General features: G+C 43.7%; 12 protein-coding genes. 8 read left to right on the plus strand and 4 right to left on the minus strand.

The genetic code is table 11. The features are described from left to right. The first annotated feature begins 139 nt into the window (after positions 1-139). The 8 genes from CL667_12660 (at position 140) to CL667_12695 (ending at position 12,149) form a co-directional block, all read left to right on the plus strand. Positions 140-2,212 (plus strand): S9 family peptidase, encoded by a 2,073-nt coding sequence (locus CL667_12660; protein ID MAL18549.1) that lies wholly within the window; start codon positions 140-142, stop codon positions 2,210-2,212. 83 nt (positions 2,213-2,295) lie between these two features. Then, complete coding sequence (locus CL667_12665; protein ID MAL18550.1) at positions 2,296-3,339, plus strand: twin-arginine translocation pathway signal; 1,044 nt, start codon at positions 2,296-2,298, stop codon at positions 3,337-3,339. A gap of 106 nt (positions 3,340-3,445) precedes the next feature. Beyond that, complete coding sequence (locus CL667_12670; protein ID MAL18551.1) at positions 3,446-5,386, plus strand: hypothetical protein; 1,941 nt, start codon at positions 3,446-3,448, stop codon at positions 5,384-5,386. Positions 5,387-5,506: 120 nt separating this feature from the next. After that, positions 5,507-5,854, plus strand: a complete 348-nt coding sequence (locus CL667_12675; GenBank protein MAL18552.1) for a hypothetical protein — start codon at positions 5,507-5,509, stop codon at positions 5,852-5,854. Between the two features lie 87 nt (positions 5,855-5,941). Next, positions 5,942-6,544, plus strand: coding sequence for a recombination protein RecR (locus CL667_12680; GenBank protein MAL18553.1), 603 nt, complete (start codon positions 5,942-5,944; stop codon positions 6,542-6,544). Between the two features lie 156 nt (positions 6,545-6,700). Continuing rightward, entirely contained in the window at positions 6,701-8,581 is a 1,881-nt protein-coding gene (locus CL667_12685; protein ID MAL18554.1) for a peptidase M1, read from the plus strand. Positions 8,582-8,661: 80 nt separating this feature from the next. Then, positions 8,662-9,813 carry an NAD-dependent malic enzyme gene (locus CL667_12690; protein ID MAL18555.1) on the plus strand — a complete coding sequence of 384 codons (1,152 nt, stop codon included), beginning with the start codon at positions 8,662-8,664 and terminating at the stop codon, positions 9,811-9,813. Between the two features lie 107 nt (positions 9,814-9,920). After that, positions 9,921-12,149, plus strand: coding sequence for a hypothetical protein (locus CL667_12695; GenBank protein ID MAL18556.1), 2,229 nt, complete (start codon positions 9,921-9,923; stop codon positions 12,147-12,149). A 94-nt stretch (positions 12,150-12,243) separates the two neighbouring features. Here CL667_12695 and CL667_12700 read toward each other — a convergent pair whose 3' ends face one another. The 4 genes from CL667_12700 to CL667_12715 form a co-directional block, all read right to left on the minus strand. Continuing rightward, positions 12,244-15,489 (minus strand): protease, encoded by a 3,246-nt coding sequence (locus tag CL667_12700; protein ID MAL18557.1) that lies wholly within the window; start codon positions 15,487-15,489, stop codon positions 12,244-12,246. Positions 15,490-15,853: 364 nt separating this feature from the next. Continuing rightward, entirely contained in the window at positions 15,854-16,963 is a 1,110-nt protein-coding gene (locus CL667_12705) for a hypothetical protein (GenBank protein ID MAL18558.1), read from the minus strand. Positions 16,964-17,013: 50 nt separating this feature from the next. Further along, on the minus strand, positions 17,014-17,580 hold the full coding sequence (locus CL667_12710) for a hypothetical protein (GenBank protein ID MAL18559.1): 567 nt from the start codon (positions 17,578-17,580) through the stop codon (positions 17,014-17,016). Between the two features lie 105 nt (positions 17,581-17,685). Next, on the minus strand, positions 17,686-20,232 hold the full coding sequence (locus tag CL667_12715; protein MAL18560.1) for a DNA topoisomerase I: 2,547 nt from the start codon (positions 20,230-20,232) through the stop codon (positions 17,686-17,688). Between the last annotated feature and the right edge of the window lie 13 nt (positions 20,233-20,245).

The following is a 20,245-nucleotide window of genomic DNA, read 5'->3' on the forward strand; positions in this document are numbered from 1 at the left end:
TAAACAAGCTGGGCGTTCACGGCTGGTCTTGAGCCTCACATAATTTATAGATCATCCATAAACCAATTTTTGCAATTTTTCTCCTCCAAAGTTTTTATCCTCATCTATCATTTTTAAAGACTCAATCTTTGTCCAACCTATGAAAAAACTGATTCCAATTACTTTAGCACTCCTTCTTTTTGGGGCTGACCTTTTTGCCCAACAGTTTCCTGAAAAGCTAACGATGAAGGATATTTTTCATGAGCCTTTTATCCCGGGAACGCGTCCGTCTTTTTCTCATTTCTCTCCGGATGGAAAAACCATCTATTATTCTGCCAGTGATTCTGCAACTTCCGATACTGATTTATATCAGGTTGGATTGAGCGGCAGGAATAAACAAGAAGCTCCGAATGATGTAGTGAGGAACTATGAGCTTTCTCCTGATGGGAATCATGTTCTCTATATCGAGAATGGTGATCTGGTATTAGCCGACAAAGATTTTGAAAACAAACGAGTAGTTGTTGCCTCAAAAGGTTTTGATTACAGCCCTGAGTGGAGCGCCGATGGTTCTCGCTTTGCCTTCATCCAAAATGGAGATGTATGGGTTTCCGGTGTTGAACAAGCATTTATGAAGCAGATTACGGATCGAGAAGAAGGTCGCGCAGGTTATGGAATTGAGGGCTGGGCTGGTGATAAACTCGTGCTTTCACAAACAGACCGCTCAGATTACCGGACCGTTTACTTCCCGGAATACAACGATACATTTGTTGATCCCGGCCGTTCCAGTCGCGGTATCCCAACCCGCGTAATCTCTATTGCAGGTGTTGATTCCGGTGATGTTGAAATCATTTTTACTCATAAAGGATATTTAAATACCAGTGTGAGTGCATCCGGTAATTTTCTCGCTATCGATCAGATTGATCCTCCTATGAAAAACCGAAAAATTACGGTTTATAACGTGAATACCCTGGAAGCCAAAACGCTTTTTGAGGATTCTACTGAGGGCTGGATGTATAACACCAATCTTGAATTTGCTCCCGCTACCGATCGCCTAATGTTTCAGAGTGAGCAAGATGGGTGGAATCATATCTATACCGTCAACCCTGATGGCACCGGGTTTGAACAGCACACCTTTGGAGAGTATGATATTCCATGGGCAACATGGATGAATGAGCGAACCATTGTGATGGCTACTTCAGAAATGGATCCGGGCGAAATTCAGCTAAATAAGTTGGACATCATTACCAATCTCCCCACCAAATTAACAACAGCAGAAGGTTACCGAAGAGATTTTGAACTGAGTCACGACCGTCGATATGTGGTCTATGAAAAAACGTATTTCAATGAGCCCTTTGAGTTGTATGCAATAGATACCATGATCCCGAATCGGGAAACTCAACTTACCAATACGGTTCCGGATTCTTTTTACGAATACAACTGGCAGGAAGAAGAGTATGTAAAGGTAACCAGCCGTGATGGTGAAACCCGCTTATCAATGTCCGTACTTAAGCCAGAAAGGAGAAACCCGGAGGGTAATCCGGTAGTGGTTTTTGTTCATGGTGCCGGTTCGTTACAGAACGTGTATAAAGGCTGGTCAAATAATTACTGGCGCGAATACATGTTCCACCAATACCTGACGCATCAGGGATATTACGTGATTGAAGTTGATTACAGACACAGCACCGGTTACGGGCGCAAGTTCAGAGAAGACGTCACCAACTGGATGGGTAAATATGAAACCGAAGATATCGAAGACGGCTTGGCCTTCCTTGCCGATAATTATGATAAAGCCGATACTTCCCGAGTAGGAATTTATGGTGGAAGTTATGGAGGCTTTATGGCCCTTTATGCTGTTGGAGTTTCCCCCGAACACTTCGATGCAGCGGCTGGTCTCCGCTCCGTTACCAATTGGGAAAATTACTATTATGCTAACCCTTGGTACACCTTACCCCGTTTAGGAACTCCGGAAGATAATCCGGAAAACTATGCCCGAAGTTCACCCCTGACTTATGCTGACTCTCTGGAACAGCCCGTGATTCTCCTTCATGGCCTGACCGATGACAATGTTGGATTTCAGGATGCGGTACAATACATCGAAGTTCTTATCCAATCCGGAAATGAGGATTTTGAGATGATGATGTATCCGACTGAGCGACATAGTTTTCAGGATGAAGATGCCTGGTATGACGAATACCGACGTATTTACGAGTTCTTTAACAAGCACTTGAAATAGATCTCTTTTTTGAAATGTATTCTTAGTATAAAAGGTTATCATCGAGGACTAAATTACTCCCTATGAACCTATTTACTAAAATCATGATCTGGATTTTCGGTGCGGCGGCACTTTTCGCATTGATTATTGTCATACTTGGCAAAACCTTTTCCCAGCCAGGCTATGATGGTCCGGAATCCAATCACTTCAATGGTACTACCTTCGAAAATACAGGAGATGTTCCATCCAAAGGGTTTCTCGATGTAATGAAATGGTACCTGAATCGGGATCAAGGGGAATGGAAAGAAATACCAGAAGAGGAAGTTGTTTTTGCTGAACGCCCAGCTGACAATGTGACCTCGGGAATGAAAATCACTTACGTCAATCACTCCACCTTTCTCATACAAACAGCAGGAGTTAATATTCTCACCGACCCTGTTTGGAGTGAGCGAGTGAGTCCGCTTGATTTCGCCGGCCCTAAGAGGTTCCGGCCTGCCGGAGTAAAATTTGAAGACCTTCCGCCCATCAACTTGGTATTGATCAGCCACAACCATTATGATCACTTAGATATTGAGACCCTAAAGAAGCTAAATGAAAATTTCAGCCCACGTTTTATTGTGCCATTAGGCGTTGACCGATACCTCACTGAAGAAGGCCTCGAAAATATATCTCCGATTGACTGGTGGCAGTCAAAACCTATTGACAGTGACATCACTATTCACTCCGTTGAAGCCCAGCATTTCTCAGCACGTGGTTTATTTGATAGAGATAAAACATTGTGGACCGGATATGTTATCGATACACCAACCGGTAGCGTTTACTTTGCGGGAGACACCGGTTATGGTGATTTCTCCAAAAAAATTGGCCAGCGACATCAGGATATTAAAGTCGGTTTAATTCCGATTGGAGCCTATAAGCCTCGCTGGTTTATGAAGCCTATGCATGTGAATCCCGAAGAGGCCATCCAAATCCACAAAGATGTTAATGCTGAAATCAGTTTTGGCATGCATTTTGGAACGTTCCCTTTAGCTGATGATGGCATGAAAGACCCTGAAAATGATTTCTCCAAAGCCATGCTACTACCCGAAAATGCCGGAGTGAACTTTAAACTGCTTACCGAAGGGGATAGCTTTCAACTGTCTGAATGAGTTCTTAATAAAACTAATCAGCAATATCACTTTATTGGCCCAATTCCACTCTCCAATTCTTCTCTTCTTTTTGTACATTGTTTCAGATCAAAAGCGACCTTTATAAATGTCAGAAACGTACCGAGCACTTACCCGAAAATACAGACCGCACACCTTTGAGGATATTGTCTCACAAGAGCATGTGAGCAGTACCATCAAAAATGCGATTAAGCAAAACAGGCTATCCCATGCCTATATGTTTTGTGGTCCTCGTGGCGTAGGGAAAACCACCATGGCTCGCGTACTTGCCCGAACCATTAATAAGATTGATACCAGTATCGATGGCGAGTCGCTGAATCAGACGCTCAACATCGTTGAGATGGATGCCGCTTCCAACAACAAAGTGGATGATGTGCATCACCTCCGGGAAAGCGTTCGCATTCCTCCGCAAAATGGTCGCTACAAAGTCTTTATTGTGGATGAGGTTCACATGCTTAGTAAAGCAGCTTTTAATGCGCTGCTGAAAACGCTGGAAGAACCGCCCGAACACGCTATTTTCATTTTCGCTACAACAGAACCACACAAGGTTCTGCCGACTATTTTATCACGGGTTCAGCGCTTCGACTTTAAGCGAATTGCTGTTACTGAAATTGTAGAACGACTTCGCAAGATCTCTCTGGACGAAGATATTTCAATCGATGAAGAGTCCCTCCACGTCATTGCTAAAAAAGCCGATGGCGCACTCCGTGATGCTCTTGGACTGATGGATCAGGCAATTGCATTTTGCGGTGATACTATCACACATGATGAACTGCTCCAAGCGCTGAATGTGGTTGGCAGCGAACGCCTCTTTCAGTTTATGAACTGTGTGAAAGAAAATGATGCCGACAAAGGTCTGGATCTCATCAACACCCTGCTGCAAGAAGGATATGATATTCAGGAATACCTGATTGGACTGACTGAACACCTCCGTAATCTCTATATCGCTCATGAATCAGAACAACTCTATTTAGTTGAAGCCTCAGAAGAAACAAAGAAGCGATATAAAGAAACGGCTACCGATTTTTCACGGGATGATTTGATGCGTATGCTGCACATTATCAGTGAAGCTCAAATAAAACTAAAAGATGCCAGCCAACCGCGTATTCAGTTTGAGATTACCTTATTAAAGCTGATCCATATGGAGCGATCAGAGAAGCTATCTGAGCTTCTTGCCGGCCTTGAGGAGTTAAAAAAAAACTCCGGTAATTTCGTAAAGCCTTCCCAAAACGGTTCAGCTCCAGAAAAACCAACCGCAGAAGCAGAAAGCAACTCTGAGCCAACTTCAGAAGATTTCAAAACTCAAGTTAAGCGGGAAGGTGAACCTTCTGAGCCTCCTCAAAATGAAGTAGTTAATACTGAGGAAGCTTCTAAAACAGAAGCAGATCAAGAACCTGTAAATGAGGTCGAAACTCAACCTGAAGCAGCTAATACAACAGATTTTGAATCTGATCCAGAGCCCTCTAGTTCTGATCAGCAAGAACCTGAGCAGGAACAACCTTCTGAGCCTGTAGCGATTGAAGAAGATGACTTCGATTTTGGCGCTCCTGCCCTTGTCACCAATCTTTCCAAAAAGGCCATGGCCTCTAAAAAGCATGGTTTGCAAAATGGGGCACAATCAGCTCCATCCCCTGCTCCCCGACAAGAGACTGATGAGGCCCCTAAAAAAGTCACCCAGGAATATGTTAAAGAGCAGTGGCCTCAATATCTGGAGTCTTTAAAAGGAGATTTCCCAATGCTGCTTCATCTGCAAATGGAGCGGATGAAAGTCGTCAAAGTAAAAGGATCAGAACTATTTCTGGAATGCGATAATCAGTTTGCTAAGAAAATGGTTGAAGAGCAAAGTTCTGATCTTCAAAAGAAATTAAAGGAATGCGTGGGTTCACTGCTGCGTTTTAATGTATCTGTTGGAGAGCTGGAAGAACGTGAAAAACCAATGAGCGTATATGAACGCTTCAAACAGATCCAACAAAAAGACCCCATCATACGCGATATTGTTGAGATATTTGGGGCCGAACTGGAGTATTAATTTTTGCCACTAAATCTCTAAAACACTAAATGAATGTTTAGAGCGAGGGCATTACAAATTTTGTGCTTTCGTGTTTTAGTGGCCTAATAAAAGTGAAAATTTTAAACTTAATATAGAATTATGAGTGATTTTAACATGGCCGATATGTTTGGCAAAATTCAGGAAATGCAATCTAAAATGCAGGAAGCACAAGAAGGCTTGAACGATGTAGTGGTTGAAGCAGAAGCTGGCGGCGGCATGGTGAAAGTGAAAGCCAACGGTAACAAGCAGATTGTTTCTATAGAAATGGATAAAGATGTAGTAGATCCTGAAGACAAAGAGATGCTGGAAGACTTGATTGTAGCCGGGGTCAACAAAGCTCTTGAGAAAGCTGATGAAGCTTCAAAAGAAAAAATGCAGGAAATGTATAAAGGCATGATACCCGGCGGCGGAATTCCCGGAATGGATATGTCAAAATTTGGACTCTAAGGAAATTCAAAATGAAAAATGAAAGATTAAAAATGGGTTCTCCGAGCCCTAATTTTTCATTTTTAATCTTTAATTTTTAATTCCTGAATGCAGATAACTTCAGAATATTTAGAGCGGGCTATTGAACAGCTTGCCAAACTTCCCGGAACGGGACGGAAATCAGCGCAGCGTATCGCTATTCATCTTTTAAAGCAGAATGATGATTATGCACATAAGCTTGCTCAGGCGATTGTTGATCTCAAAGAAAAAGTTACCCGTTGTTCGATCTGCGGAAACGTAAGTGATTCCGACCCTTGCAAAATCTGCGATAATCCTAAAAGAGATACGACCGAGATTTGTGTGGTTGAGGAATTCAATGATGTGTATATCATCGAGAAATCGAATGAGTTCCGAGGAAGGTATCATGTGTTGGGTGGGGTGATTTCTCCGATGGACAACATCGGCCCCGACAAGCTCCGCATTCAGGAACTATTAAAACGTGTTGGTGAAGATGACCGGATTGATGAAATCATTCTGGCTCTTAACCCGGATGCCGAAGGTGAAGCCACCTCTTACTACATCAATAAATTACTCAAGGAATACGACGTAAGCGTAACCAGAATTGCATATGGTATTCCTATGGGAACCGAACTCGAATTCATCGATGAAGCTACTCTTAGCCGGGCATTTGCTAGTAGAAACAGCTTTTGACATTCTTTTAACCGCATAAAATGCCAAGTTTTCGCAGAGTTCGCTATGTTACCATCGGTAACAGAGTATCAGATTTTAATACAGATGAGTTTTATATAACCTTTAACTTCGCGTCGTTTGCGTAACTCAGCGCTATTCGCGATAAATATCAGATGGATGAAACACCTACTTTCTTTTTTACTGGTCACCCTGCTGGCCATTTCCTCACTAAACGCTCAGAACCGAAATTATTGGCAGCAGAAAGTCGATTACAAAATGGAAATCGATGTTGACGCTGAAAACCATCAGTATTCTGGAACACAGACGCTGAAATACACCAACAATTCCCCAGATGAACTTACCCGGGTTTACTATCACTTATATTTCAACGCTTTCCAGCCGGGAAGTATGATGGACATTCGTTCACGAACTATTGAAGATCCGGACAGTCGTGTTGGAGATCGAATTTATGGGTTGTCGGAAGATGAAATTGGCTACCAGCGTGTAAATTCCCTCACTCAAGACGGTAAAGATGTAGAGTATGAAGTTGATGGTACTGTTCTCGTTGTTGAGTTAAACAAACCAATAAAGCCGGGAGCTTCCACTACTTTTAAGATGGAGTGGGATGCTCAAGTTCCTTTGCAAGTCCGACGTTCCGGCCGTGATAATGCGGAGGGAGTAGAATTCTCTATGAGTCAGTGGTATCCAAAGCTTGCTGAGTATGATTTCCAGGGATGGCATCCTAATGAGTATGTTGGCCGTGAATTTCACGCCCCTTTTGGCAACTTCGATGTGAAGATTATGATTGACCGCGATTATATACTTGGTGGAACGGGAATCCTTCAAAACCCAAACAAAGTTGGTTATGGTTATGAAAAAGAAGGTGCTAAAGTAAACCGACCTTCCGGAGAGAAATTAACTTGGCACTTTAAAGCCGAGAATGTAATCGACTTCTTCTGGGGAGCCGACCCTGATTTTGTACACACCAAAGCTCAGGTTCCAAACGGACCTACCCTTCACTTTTTGTATCAGCAACCGGTTGTTGATGTGGAAGCAAGTGAAGAGCAGAACGCTCAGTTCAAGTCAAACTGGGAGCAGCTTCCTGAACTCACAGTGCGTGCTTTTGAATATGCTAACGAGCATTTTGGTGAGTACCCCTACCCTCAGTTTACAACACTGCAAGGTGGCGATGGTGGTATGGAGTATCCCATGGGAACGCTTATTACCGGCGGACGTGGATTAGGGAGCCTTGTTGGAGTAACCGTCCATGAAATGTATCACAGTTGGTATCAGAATGTGTTAGCCACTAATGAAAGCCTACTGGAGTGGATGGATGAAGGCTTTACCAGTTATGCTTCTGCTGAAACTATGGCCAGCCTTTTTGACCGCCAAGGCGATCCATATCGCGGCTCTTATTATGGTTATTACAGTTTAGCTAATTCCGGAAAAGAGGAACCAATGACCACGCATGCCGATCACTATAACACCAATTTTGCATACGGACGTGCCGCCTATTCGAAAGGTGCGGTATTCCTTGGGCAGTTAAGTTATATCATGGGTGATGAAGCCTTCAGAAAAGGGATGTTAAGCTACCATCAGAATTGGAAACTTAAACATCCGACGGCCCTGGATTTCATTAACGTAATGGAAGAAGAGTCTGGAATGATTTTAGACTGGTACTACGAGTATTTCGTGCAAACAACCAAGACTATCGACTATGGAATTACTTCTGTAATTGGCGATGATAGTAAAACGGTTGTTAAGCTTGAACGAATTAACCTTATGCCTATGCCATTGGATGTATTTGTAGAATATGAAGATGGAACCGGCGAGTATTTCTACATCCCACTTAGAATGATGCGTGGACAGAAGCCGGCTGAAAATGATATGAAACGTACCGTACTTGAAGACTGGCCTTGGGTACAGCCTACCTATAATATGGTGATCGATAGACCAGCTTCCAGCATTAAGTCCGTAACTATTGACCCAAGTCAGCGCATGGCCGACATTAATATGCAGAACAACGGATTCAATGTTTCAGAAATGCTGAAAGACTAAATCCATTATAAAAGCAAGGTGCCTGAATCACAGGCACCTTTTTCATTTTGATAATTTTTATTCAGGAATAACCTACTTACATGTCAAAAGACTACGCTAAACTTGCCATTGAAGCCCACAAAAAAGCAAAAGGCAAAATTTCCATTGAGTCCAAAATGCCCCTTGAGACTAAAGACGATCTGAGTATCGCTTATACACCGGGTGTTGCACGTCCTTGTGAGGAAATTGCTGAAGATGTTGAAAAGGCTTACGAGTATACCTCAAAAGGAAATATGGTGGCTGTTGTAAGTGATGGGTCTGCCGTGCTGGGCTTGGGAAATATTGGTCCTGAAGCCTCCCTACCCGTTATGGAAGGTAAAGCTGTTCTATTCAAAAAGTTTGCCGGAGTAGATGCTGTTCCCATCGTGCTTGCCACTCAGGATACAGACGAAATCATCCAAACCGTAAAAATGATTGCCCCGGGATTTGGCGGTATTAACCTCGAAGATATTTCTGCACCGCGCTGCTTCGAAATTGAACGGCGTTTAAAAGAGGAGTTGAACATTCCCGTTTTTCATGACGATCAGCACGGAACGGCTATTGTAACCTTGGCCGGAATGTATAACGCCATGAGACTCACCGGCAAAAAACTGGAAGATCTCTATGTGGTTGTGAATGGATCCGGAGCTGCCGGAGTAGCTATTGTGAATCTGCTTTTTGAGGCAGGTGTGAAAGATGTTGTAATGTGTGATAGCAGCGGCATCATCCAAAAGGATCGGACGGATCTTAATGCCACTAAGCAAGAAATGGCTAAGATCACCAATAAGGGGCAGCGAACAGGTCAGCTTAAAGATGCTATGTCAGGTAGTGATGTTTTTATAGGCGTTTCTGTGCCCAATGTATTGACCCAAGAAATGGTGAAAACCATGAATAAAGACCCGATGATTTTTGCGATGTCGAATCCGATACCGGAGATTATGCCTGAAGATGCCAAGGCTGCCGGAGCTGCAATAGTTGCCACCGGACGTTCTGATTTCCCTAATCAAATTAATAACGTTTTAGCTTTCCCGGGGCTTTTCCGCGGAGCACTTGATGCACGGCTTACCAACCTAACCACCAAGATGTTCATCACCGCTGCTAAGGCCATCGCTGACTGTGTTGAAGATGTATCTGCTGATATGATTATCCCAAGCCCATTCGATGAACGGGTGCCAGGACGGGTAGCCCAAGCTATCAAAGACAATGCGGAATAGAGCCAACTACTAATCTTCCAGTTTATAGATTTTAACACTCACGATGTTGGTTAAATGCCTAATTTCTGAGCCTGAAATTGGAGTCGGAAAAATTTAAAATCAGCGGCATGAGGGTAACATCAGCTACCTTTTTAGTACTTGTTCTATCTATTCTTCACACAACTTTGAGTATTGCTCAAAGTCAGCCTAAGGTATCGGCACCAACTGATTTTGAGGTTAGAGCCGTCTTTACAGAAATAGCCCCATATATTGATGGTGACCTCAATGATGAAGTCTGGCAGAATATCCCTCCCGTTACGAACTTTACTCAAGTTTGGCCAAACGACGGTGCCGCTGCTACTGAAGATACGGAAGTCCGCATAGCCTACGACCGGGATAACCTCTATTTCGCTTTTCGATTTTATGATGACAACCCCGAGGGGATTAAAGCCCGAAACCTAACGCGAGGCGGACGAAACAGCCGTGATGATCACGCCTACATTGGGTTGGACACATACATGGATGGCCGTAATGCCTACCTCTTTGAAGCCAATGCCCTTGGTACCCAGGATGATGCTTTGATAACAGATGAGCGACTCGACTACGGCGGCTTTTCATGGGATGCTGTTTTTATCACCGAAACTAAAATTGACGACAAAGGCTGGACACTGGAAGTTGCCATCCCATTCCGTCAGTTGCGCTTCCCAGATGAAGAGGAACTAGAGTTTGGACTCATGCTTTCCCGAACCATCATCAGAAAAAATGAACGGGTTCTGTGGCCTGCTATTGGTCAGGAATTTGGGGGATTTAACGGAGTACGTTCAGCCGTTTCACAGTATGGAGTGCTGACTGGTATTAAGAATGTCCGCCGCGGAAATAACATCGAACTGAAACCCTATGTTATTTCAGGAGCACAGGAAATCCGCCCCAACCTTCAAAATGAGCAAACAGATGTAGATTATAATTATGACATTGGTGGGGATTTCAAATGGAGCATTTCCTCCAACCTGACCTTAGACATGACGGTAAATACAGATTTTGCACAAGTGGAATCGGATAATGTGCAGCTTAACCTTTCACGATTCAGTCTCTTTTTCCCCGAAAAACGAGAGTTCTTTTTAGAGCGTGCCGGACTTTTTGAACATGGAAATACCAGATCAACCCAAACTTTTTTCTCTCGCAGAATTGGGTTGAGCAACCAAATTTTAACCGGAGCCCGTGTCACCGGTCAAAGTGGAAGACTTTCCTACGGAGCCATGAATATTGAAACCGGTTCTGAGATGGGAGATCTGTTTGGCAGTCAATCCGCAAATAATACGGTAGCCCGCCTGCAAGCTGAAGTCCTCCCCCGTGCAACCGTCGGCTCTATTGTAACGAATGTAGAAGAAATAGGCGGAGGTTTTAACCGCGCTGTTGGGCTCGATGGAAACTACCGCTTTTGGAGTTCAAGTGAATTCAGAACTTGGGCTACTAATGTTTGGGATGACAACGAAAGCCTAAGCGATCATGCAGGACACGCAAGCCTTCAATTAGATAATGACACCTACTCAGCCGGTTTTGCTTACACTCACGTTGGGCGAAATTACAATCCGGCACTGGGATTTGTAAGGCGTAATGATATCAAACAGTATTCCGGTAGTGCTGGCTACAATCCTGAAGTCGAATATGCTGGTCTTCCAACATTAGCTCGTTTCAATTTTGGCGCAGGTTATGATTACATAGAAGGTCAGGATAGAGTTAAGCAATCTTCTGAATTGGGAGGGTCAGCCCGACTCGAGTTCGTTAATAATCAGTCTGTGGAATTGGAAGCCAGCCAGCAGTTCGAGCGCCTTTTTTCTCCTTTTGATATTCGTCCTGATGCAATCATCCCGGCAGGCGACTATACCTTTTACCGTTATAGCATTGGGGGAGAAACTGATGACAGTAAGCGCCTTTATGCCTCAGCTGGAATGAGTGTTGGTAGTTTTTATGATGGGAATCGAACGGATTTAGAAGCAAGGATTGGTTTTCGCGTTTCCAATCACTTAGGTATTGATGCAAGAATCGATCACTCTATCATAGACTTAAACATTCCAAATGGAGAGTTTGAAGCCACTACAGTTTCTTCGGATTTCTCAATTGCTGTAAACCGCGACCTGTTCGCCAAAGCCCTGATCCAGTATGATAATTTCTCTCGTGACATTCAGGCAAACATCAGAGTGAACTGGATTCATACCCCCGGCAGCGATCTCTTCTTAGTTTACAATACTTCTTACCACCTCACAGGTAATAATGAAATGCTTTTTGATCCCCGCAAAGATCTTATCCTAAACAGCGAAGCCGCCATCATCAAGCTGACTTATCTGATTATGTTATAAAAAAAGCTCCAACTCAAAGCATCGGAGCTAGGTTTTTGAGTAACCCGTAGAACGGACAGGCTGTCCGTTCTACGGGGCGCAACTCTTTAATTATCTAATTATCATTTGAATCTCGATCAGGTCGCTTCCATCGAACAGGGTCGGCGGGTGTTTTAATGATTGGGTCTTCATAATTCTGCAACAACCTGATCGCTTCCTTAATAGCTGCATCGAGCTGAGGGTCGTGACCATTTATGACTTCTTTGGGAAGCTGCATCACTTCGATATCAGGAGCAATTCCTATTCCCTCTACATCCCACTCACCGTCCATATTATAGAATCCACCGCGGGGCGCTACAAAACGTCCGCCATCTACAAAAGGAGGTGTATCCCAGGTACCTACTAAACCACCCCAGGTTTGAGCTCCCACTAACGGACCGATTTCCATCTTACGAAATAAGAATGGAAGCAAGTCTCCACCAGATCCTGCCCGTTCATTAATAACCATAACTTTGGGGCCCCAGATTCCAGCGCCGGGAGTCGTAAATGACTTACGATCTCCGGCTTTGCTGTTGAAGAAGCCGTGTAAATCACGAGCCATGATATCAACCATATAATCAGCGGCCGAACCGCCTCCGTTATTTCTCTCATCAATAATGGCGCCCATTTTATCTTGCTGAGCAAAGTAATAGCGATTGAAATATTCATACCCCCCGTTTCCGGTATTTGGCACCCAGACATAAGCCAGCTTTCCATCCGACATTTCATCAACCTTACGGCGATTTCCTTCAACCCAATCTCGGGTTCTGAGGCCATATTCATTGGAAATTGGAACTACAGTTACCAATCGGGCACCTTCAGCTCTTGGGCGGTCATTTACTAACAGCTGAACCTGCCTGTTTACCGTTCCTTCAAATGGTTTAAAGAAGTTTTCTTCCGCAGAAATCTCTTTTCCGTTAACGGCAAGAATGTAATCCCCAACATTTACATCGATTCCGGGACCGGAAAGTGGAGCTCGTAAATCAGGATTCCAACTTTCACCGGTATAAATTTTATCAATGCGATATGCTCCATTCTGAAGAGAAACATCAGCACCTAATAATCCGGCCTGAACTTCTTCCAGATCGGGAAAGTCGCCACCTCTCACATAAGAATGTCCCACTGCAACTTCGCCGCTCATAATATCCAGCACATAGTTCAGGTCAGATCGGTGCTTCGCGTGTTTAACCCACGGAGCATACCACTCATATACTTCATTCCAGGGAGCGCCATGCATGTTATCAACGTATAGGAAATCTCTCATAAATCGCCATCCATCCCGGAATATCTGCACAAACTCTTCTTGAGGATCTACTTTGATTTGAATACCTGAGATATTCAAGGCTCCGTCACCGGATTTTTTCTCTCCGGTTTCCGTACCTACAATTCCCCAGGTTCCCCCACTTCGGTACAACATATTTTTGCGATCCTGAGAAACAACGCCTTCACTGAAATTGCTCAAGAATAAACTTCCTTTCCGAGCATCCAGATCATATTTATGAAGGCGCGTTCCTTCGTTTTCCACTGACTCAGCATAAAACACATCGCCACCAGGTCCCGGTACTAAACCAGAATAATTTCGTTGAGGAATATCAACCGCCAGCGTTCTTTCAGCGATGCCATCCAGGTCAATAGTTACTTCTACTTCAGCCTCTTCCTCTGATTTTTCTTCTTCTGAAGTTTCTTCGTCATCACTTTTTGGAAGCAGTGGTGAAGGCTCATCATCAGAAAGGACAATCATATATAAAGCCCGAGTAACCGGCATGTTATAGGAGCTCATATCCAGCCAGCCTGTATTCAAGCCATAATCGGTACTGGCCAGGAAGTAGAGATACTTCCCATCCTCACTCCAAACCGGGGTAATTGCATCCGACATTCCATCCGTCAACTGATGCGTTTTTCCGGTTTCTACATTATGCACTTTAACTGCTTTAAACTGATTGTCTAATAATTTAACATAGGCAATCCACTTGCTATCTGGCGACCAAATGGGATTCAGCGTCCGGTTCGGATGCGCATAGCCATCGGTATCTACTTTTGTAGCTTTTCCGGATTCTATATTTACATACCAAAGATTATAATCCGTATCCGTGTAGGCGATGTATTTGCCATCAGGCGACCAATCAGGCCGAAAGTAGTATGTTGGGTTGGGAAGTGAAATAGACTTCGGCTCATCCAATCCATACTGATCTCCAATCATCAGCGTATACTCTCCGCTTTGATCTGAAAACCAGGCAACCTGACTTCCATCAGGCGACCATATCGGATATCGCTCTGCACTTGAAGATGAGTTACTCAAATTTCTCCATGTCCCATTTTCTTTAGGAACTGTGATGATTTCACCCCGAAACTGAAAAACCGCCCGTTTCCCTGTTGGTGAAATTGCTGCATTACTCAAGCTAAATGCACTTGGTTCCTCCCAGCGCGGACGGCCCCAATTCATATCGCCGGCAACATGTATTTCAAGCTGTTCGGTTTCCCCGTTCTCCGGATTCAACAGATGCAAGTAACCGCCCTGCTCATATACAATCATCCCAAAACCGGCATCAATATTTTTGGCATCAAAATCAGAGTGGAACGTCCACTGTTTTTCTTCTTCCGTCTCAGGATTATAGGACCAAACATTATTAGCAAAATCTCTTTCTGATAAATAGAACACAGAGCCATCGTGCCAGACCGGATCGGTATGTCGTTCATTATCAGTTCGTGGAGTTTGCACCAGTTCAAAAGATTCAAGATCAACAATCCAAATGGGCTGAGCCTGACCGCCCCGGTAATTTCTCCATTCAGGATCCCAAAACGTAATGGGGTTATAGGCCAGGTATTTTCCATCCGGTGACATTTCACCCGTTGCGGCTCTTGGGATTGCCAATACTTCCGGCATTCCACCTTCGGTGCTCACTTTCCAGATTCGGTTAAGCTGGGTTGGATGTGATGTTCTCGTGGATCGAAATAGGACTTCCCCTTCTGGTGTCCAGCCGGTTACTACATCATCAACAGCATGCCAGGTTAGCCTTTTTGGGGATCCTCCTTCTGCGGGAATTACAAAAACGTCGGAGTTTCCATCATACTGTCCGGTAAAGGCGATCATGCTTCCGTCCGGCGAAAAGTGCGGATTCGATTCACCGCCGATATTACTGGTCAGGCGAACCGCATCTCCGCCGTTTTTATCCACCGTCCACAGATCATTGGCATGAACAAATACAATGCTCGTTTCTGAGATGGTCGGCTCACGTAAAAGCTGAGTGCCTTGAGCAAAAACATCGACCGTTATAATTGTTGTGAGAAGAATACTGAGAGTGATTCCGAATAAACGTTTCATAAATTCCCGTGTTAGTTGATGTGCTTCAGGAATATAATGAATCGGACGAGAGTGTAAAGTGGTGTTGAAGATTCTTTACAAACAGAATTCAACCCCTATGAACATGTACCATAAATGACGACAAGAGCTTCATCCGACGACTTCCAGCTCGTCTGATGAATGGTATAGGGAGCAATCTCTTTATCAGTTTTTCCTGTGCCTTCCAATCGTCAGACCACTCCGAAGTGGGTTTAACTTTTCAAATCGGTTTAGTGGTCGGACGAATTCTTGGTTTTATTTCTTTCATTCATAGCAATGAAAACTGATTCGTACATTTTCTTTAACCCAGCATCTGTAATTGTTTGGCGGGAGTTGACCCAAAATCTCAGGCGGTCACCTTATAAAGAATATACTTTTTGTTATTGGCCAACACTTCCCCTTTATCAAAAATCTCGTTCAAATGTGTTTTATAATTCAGGTGTTGATTGGCGACACAGATAAATTTCCCGCCCGGTTTTAGTATTTCCGAAACCTGTTTAAATAACTGGATTGAAACCTCAATATTCGTCTCATGACCAAAATGAAACGGGGGATTTGAAAGCACCAAATCAAAACTATCTTTTTCTAAACCGTCAAGGGTGTCATCCCAGTGAAAGTGCACATTTTCGGGATTTAGATTCAGCTTTGAAGACTCGATGGCAAGCCTGGAATCATCTACTAAATGAATTTCGGCCTCAGGTTTCTGAATTTGAGCAGCCCGGGCAATCACTCCATTTCCTGATGCAAGGTCCAGTACTTTTTGGTCCTCACCGGAGAGGCTTAAATGTTCAATCAAAAACTGTGTGGCATAATCAATGCTGCCACTTGAAAAAACGCCGGGATATTGCTTTAGGTTTTCCTCATTTCCTTCACTAAAGCTAAAAGGAATCTCTTCCACAAAGGATTCTTCTTCTCTCTTTTTCTTTCCTTTTAAAGTTAGAATACGTGACTTCTTCCTGGCCAGGCTTTGGTCCACTTCCTCAAAATACTCTTCGGCAATAGACAGCATTTGTGGAGAAAAATACTTGGTCATAAAGGAACATAGCACCACCCCATCTTCTTTTAGTGATTTGCTGGCCTGCTGCAGATATAGTTTGAATAAATCCAGTGTTTTGGGAATTTGAATAGTGGCAATATCCACGGCTTCCGGAAGCTCCTGAAGTGGCGACAAACTCCGATCCTCCACACATTCAAAATCATGAGCTTTCAGGTTTTGCTGAATTGCCCTTTCCTGACTTTTCCATTCAACTACCACATATGGATTAGCCTCATGTAGAATAGTGCTCAAAAACCCGAACCGGTCGTTGATAATAACTATGGATTTCCCGGCATAACCCATCTCCTCCAACCTGCTTAGTACATATTCATCGCCGGCATTCCATGCCCGAAGTGATTTATTTGAGGTCTCAGGATATCGAACAATATTAAACTGCTTTTCTTGAAAGGTAAACGACATGAGGTAATTGATTTATGAGATGGGCTTTGAACAAGAATTCTTGCTCTGTCTTAAAACAAACTGGTCTGCTCTTTGTCTTCTTTTTGAGCCTGTTCAATTTGAGGGTCATCGGAGGGTGTAAATGTTTTGAGCATTTCGGGCATAAACCGTTTTTCGTAGATGCGCCGGGTAATTCCGTGCAGTGCTTTTTCACCACGGGGCGGAATCCGTAAAAAGCCACTGTCATCCTCATTTAAAAAGCCAAATTGCCGGAGGTCATTAACAATCAGGTAAGCAAGTTTTTCTGTGACACCAGAGTTCTTCTCTACATATTCCCGATGAGGTGGCTCGTCTTCACTGATATACACCAAACCAAGTACATTCAGTTCAACATCAGTTAGGGGAAATCCTTCACTGCCTTTTGTTAGTAGGTTATCCCATGTTTTTTGGGAATAATAAACGCCAAACCAAGATTTAGCTTCGCGAAGCAGGTGGCCACTCAAAGCACACCCAAAATGTTGACCGGGGCTAGCCTTGCGAGGTTCCCCTCGGGTGCGAAACATATTCACCATAGTGGCAAGATCTAACTCCCCAATGTTCGGTGGATATCTGAAGTAAAAATCACTCCTTTTTTGCATGATATTTGAACCCAGTCTCTTTCTTTTGAAAGCACGATAATAAATCTACAAAACTTTTTCCAAAGCCAATAGAACATTTGGTATTGAATGTTCTGTGTTTCTACACTATTTCCCTTTTTCTTTAATCAAGGCAACTGCTTTATCCATCGTAAAGTCTTCGGGAGCTTCCCCGTCAGGCAGGCTGATATTCTTCTTGCCGTGCTTAATATATGGACCATAACGTCCCGTCATCACCTTAATCGGCTTTTCTGTTTCCGGGTGATCTCCAAGTTCTTTGATGGTATTGCTTCCACGCTTGGATTTAGATTTCTGAGCCAGCAATTCTACCGCCCGATCTAATTCAATGTCCAACACACTGTCAGATTTCGGAATAGATTTGAACTTACCATCATGAACCACAAAAGGACCATAGCGTCCTACTCCAGCCTTAATAACTTTGCCGTCTTCGGGGTGATCTCCTAAAGGACGGGGAAGTTCTAATAACTTCAACGCCAGATCAATATCTACATCTTTTGGCTCCATTCCCTTTAACAAGGAAACGCGTTTCGGCTTTTTATTCTCTTCGGTAACTTCACCTCTCTGCACATATGGACCATATCGTCCTGATAGCAAGAATATAGGTTCACCGGAATCAGGATCTTCCCCAATCGGCTTATCTTGCTCTTCGGAAATCTTGATAAGTTCTTCGAGTTTTTCTGAAGATATATCGCTGGGATCCATGTCATTTGGTAAAGAAGTCGTTACTTCTTCCCCGTCTTTTTCCATGCGGGCATAAGGTCCAAAGCGGCCTACAGCCACCTTAATTCCTTCCATACCTTCAAGCGGAAGATCGAGCAGTTTTGCTTCCTGAGGATCAATCTTATCTTCTTGTGTATCTACTTTGGCTTTCAAACCATTTTCACCGTTATAATAATCTTCCAGATATTTCACCGGATCCTGAGTTCCACTTGCAACAGCATCCAATTTATCTTCAAGCTGAGAAGTGAAATCACTGTCTACAAGATTTGGAAAATGTTTTTCCAGCAAGGAAGAAACCGCAAAAGCAGTGAAGGAAGGTATCAATGTTTTCCCATCACTCTTCGCATATCCACGATTCTGTATCGTACTGATAATAGAGGCATAGGTACTAGGTCGCCCCACTCCTCGCTTCTCTAGTTCCTTAACCAAGGTCGCTTCCGTAAATCGGGCCGGTGGTTTGGTTTCATGGCTCACAAAGTCCAGATCATCCAATGCTGTGGTATCACCTTCAGCCATTGGAGGAAGGTAAATCTCTTGGTTTTCGAGCGCTGCTTCCGGATCATCGCTTCCTTCTACATAAGCCCGGAAGAAGCCGGGGAATAAAATCTTTTTGCCGTTTGCGCGAAAGTCTGCATCCGTACCATTATTGGTTGCACGAATCGTAACGTTCGTAAACTCAAGCTCGGCCTGAGCCATTTGGGTTGAAATAGTTCTCTTCCAGATTAAATCATAGAGTTTAAATTCTCTATCACGTAAACCTGCCTTCTCCGGCTTTACAAACCGTGAACCCGAAGGGCGAATAGCTTCGTGAGCTTCCTGAGCTGATTTCCCTTTCTTGTTATAATTACGAACACGTTCAAATAGATACTCATCACCATACTCTTCCGTAACAGCATCGCGAGCTGCGCTGATAGCCTGACCGGAAAGTCGGGTAGAATCCGTACGCATGTAGGTGATAAATCCTTTCTCATATAATTTCTGAGCAACACTCATTGTATCACGGGCAGAGAAGCCAAACTTACGGTTCGCTTCCTGCTGCAAGGTGGATGTAATAAAAGGAGGAGATGGATTTCTCTTCTGTGTTTTCACATCCACATTAATGACAGACCATGACGCTTCTTTCAGGTCATCAACCAGGCTACTGGCTTTATCTTCATCCAGCAAAACCACATTATCAGGTTTCTTCAGCTTGCCGGTATTTTCATCAAAATCTTTACCGCTGGCTAATCTCTTTTCGTTGAGGTGCGTCAGGTCGGCATCAAACTTATCTTTGTCACCTTCTTTATGAAGTTGGGCTTTCAAATCATAGTAGGTCGCGCTTTTGAACTTCATCCGTTCACGCTCACGTTGCACCAAAAACTCTACCGCTACCGACTGAACCCGACCGGCTGAAAGGCCAGGAGAAATCTTCTTCCATAATAAAGGTGAAACGGTATAGCCGGCCAGCCGATCCAGAATCCGTCGCGTTTCCTGAGCATGAACCAAGTTCATGTCAATATCACGCGTATTCTCTAATGCATTTAAAACCGCTTCTTTAGTAATCTCACGAAAAACCATCCTCTTAACCGGAATTTTTGGCTTCAGGATCTCCAGCAGGTGCCAAGAAATAGCTTCCCCTTCCCGATCCTCATCCGTCGCCAGAATAAGTTCGTCAGCGTCTTTGAGTAGCTTTTTAAGTCTTGTAACCACTTTCTTTTTGGAAGATGGAATCACATACAGAGGATCAAAACGGTCATCCACGTTGATTCCCAAATTCGACCAGCTTTCCTTTTTATACTTAGCAGGAATTTCTTTAGCTGATGAAGGAAGATCACGGATATGACCCATTGAAGAGTCTACAACGTACCCATCAGGTAAGTACTTCTTAATCGTTTTAGTTTTCGTAGGTGACTCTACAATTACAAGACTTTTCATGCAGTAATACTAA

It is taken from the genome of Balneola sp., assembly GCA_002694685.1.
In the GTDB taxonomy this organism is placed as follows: domain Bacteria; phylum Bacteroidota; class Rhodothermia; order Balneolales; family Balneolaceae; genus Gracilimonas.

Bases quoted from the DNA above. Each gene is read 5' to 3' on its own strand.
- CL667_12660 (MAL18549.1), top strand. From the start codon at position 140: ATGAAAAAACTGATTCCAATTACTTTAGCACTCCTTCTTTTTGGGGCT.
- CL667_12665 (MAL18550.1), top strand. From the start codon at position 2,296: ATGATCTGGATTTTCGGTGCGGCGGCACTTTTCGCATTGATTATTGTC.
- CL667_12670 (MAL18551.1), top strand. From the start codon at position 3,446: ATGTCAGAAACGTACCGAGCACTTACCCGAAAATACAGACCGCACACC.
- CL667_12675 (MAL18552.1), top strand. From the start codon at position 5,507: ATGAGTGATTTTAACATGGCCGATATGTTTGGCAAAATTCAGGAAATG.
- CL667_12680 (MAL18553.1), top strand. From the start codon at position 5,942: ATGCAGATAACTTCAGAATATTTAGAGCGGGCTATTGAACAGCTTGCC.
- CL667_12685 (MAL18554.1), top strand. From the start codon at position 6,701: ATGAAACACCTACTTTCTTTTTTACTGGTCACCCTGCTGGCCATTTCC.
- CL667_12690 (MAL18555.1), top strand. From the start codon at position 8,662: ATGTCAAAAGACTACGCTAAACTTGCCATTGAAGCCCACAAAAAAGCA.
- CL667_12695 (MAL18556.1), top strand. From the start codon at position 9,921: ATGAGGGTAACATCAGCTACCTTTTTAGTACTTGTTCTATCTATTCTT.
- CL667_12700 (MAL18557.1), bottom strand. From the start codon at position 15,489: ATGAAACGTTTATTCGGAATCACTCTCAGTATTCTTCTCACAACAATT.
- CL667_12705 (MAL18558.1), bottom strand. From the start codon at position 16,963: ATGTCGTTTACCTTTCAAGAAAAGCAGTTTAATATTGTTCGATATCCT.
- CL667_12710 (MAL18559.1), bottom strand. From the start codon at position 17,580: ATGCAAAAAAGGAGTGATTTTTACTTCAGATATCCACCGAACATTGGG.
- CL667_12715 (MAL18560.1), bottom strand. From the start codon at position 20,232: ATGAAAAGTCTTGTAATTGTAGAGTCACCTACGAAAACTAAAACGATT.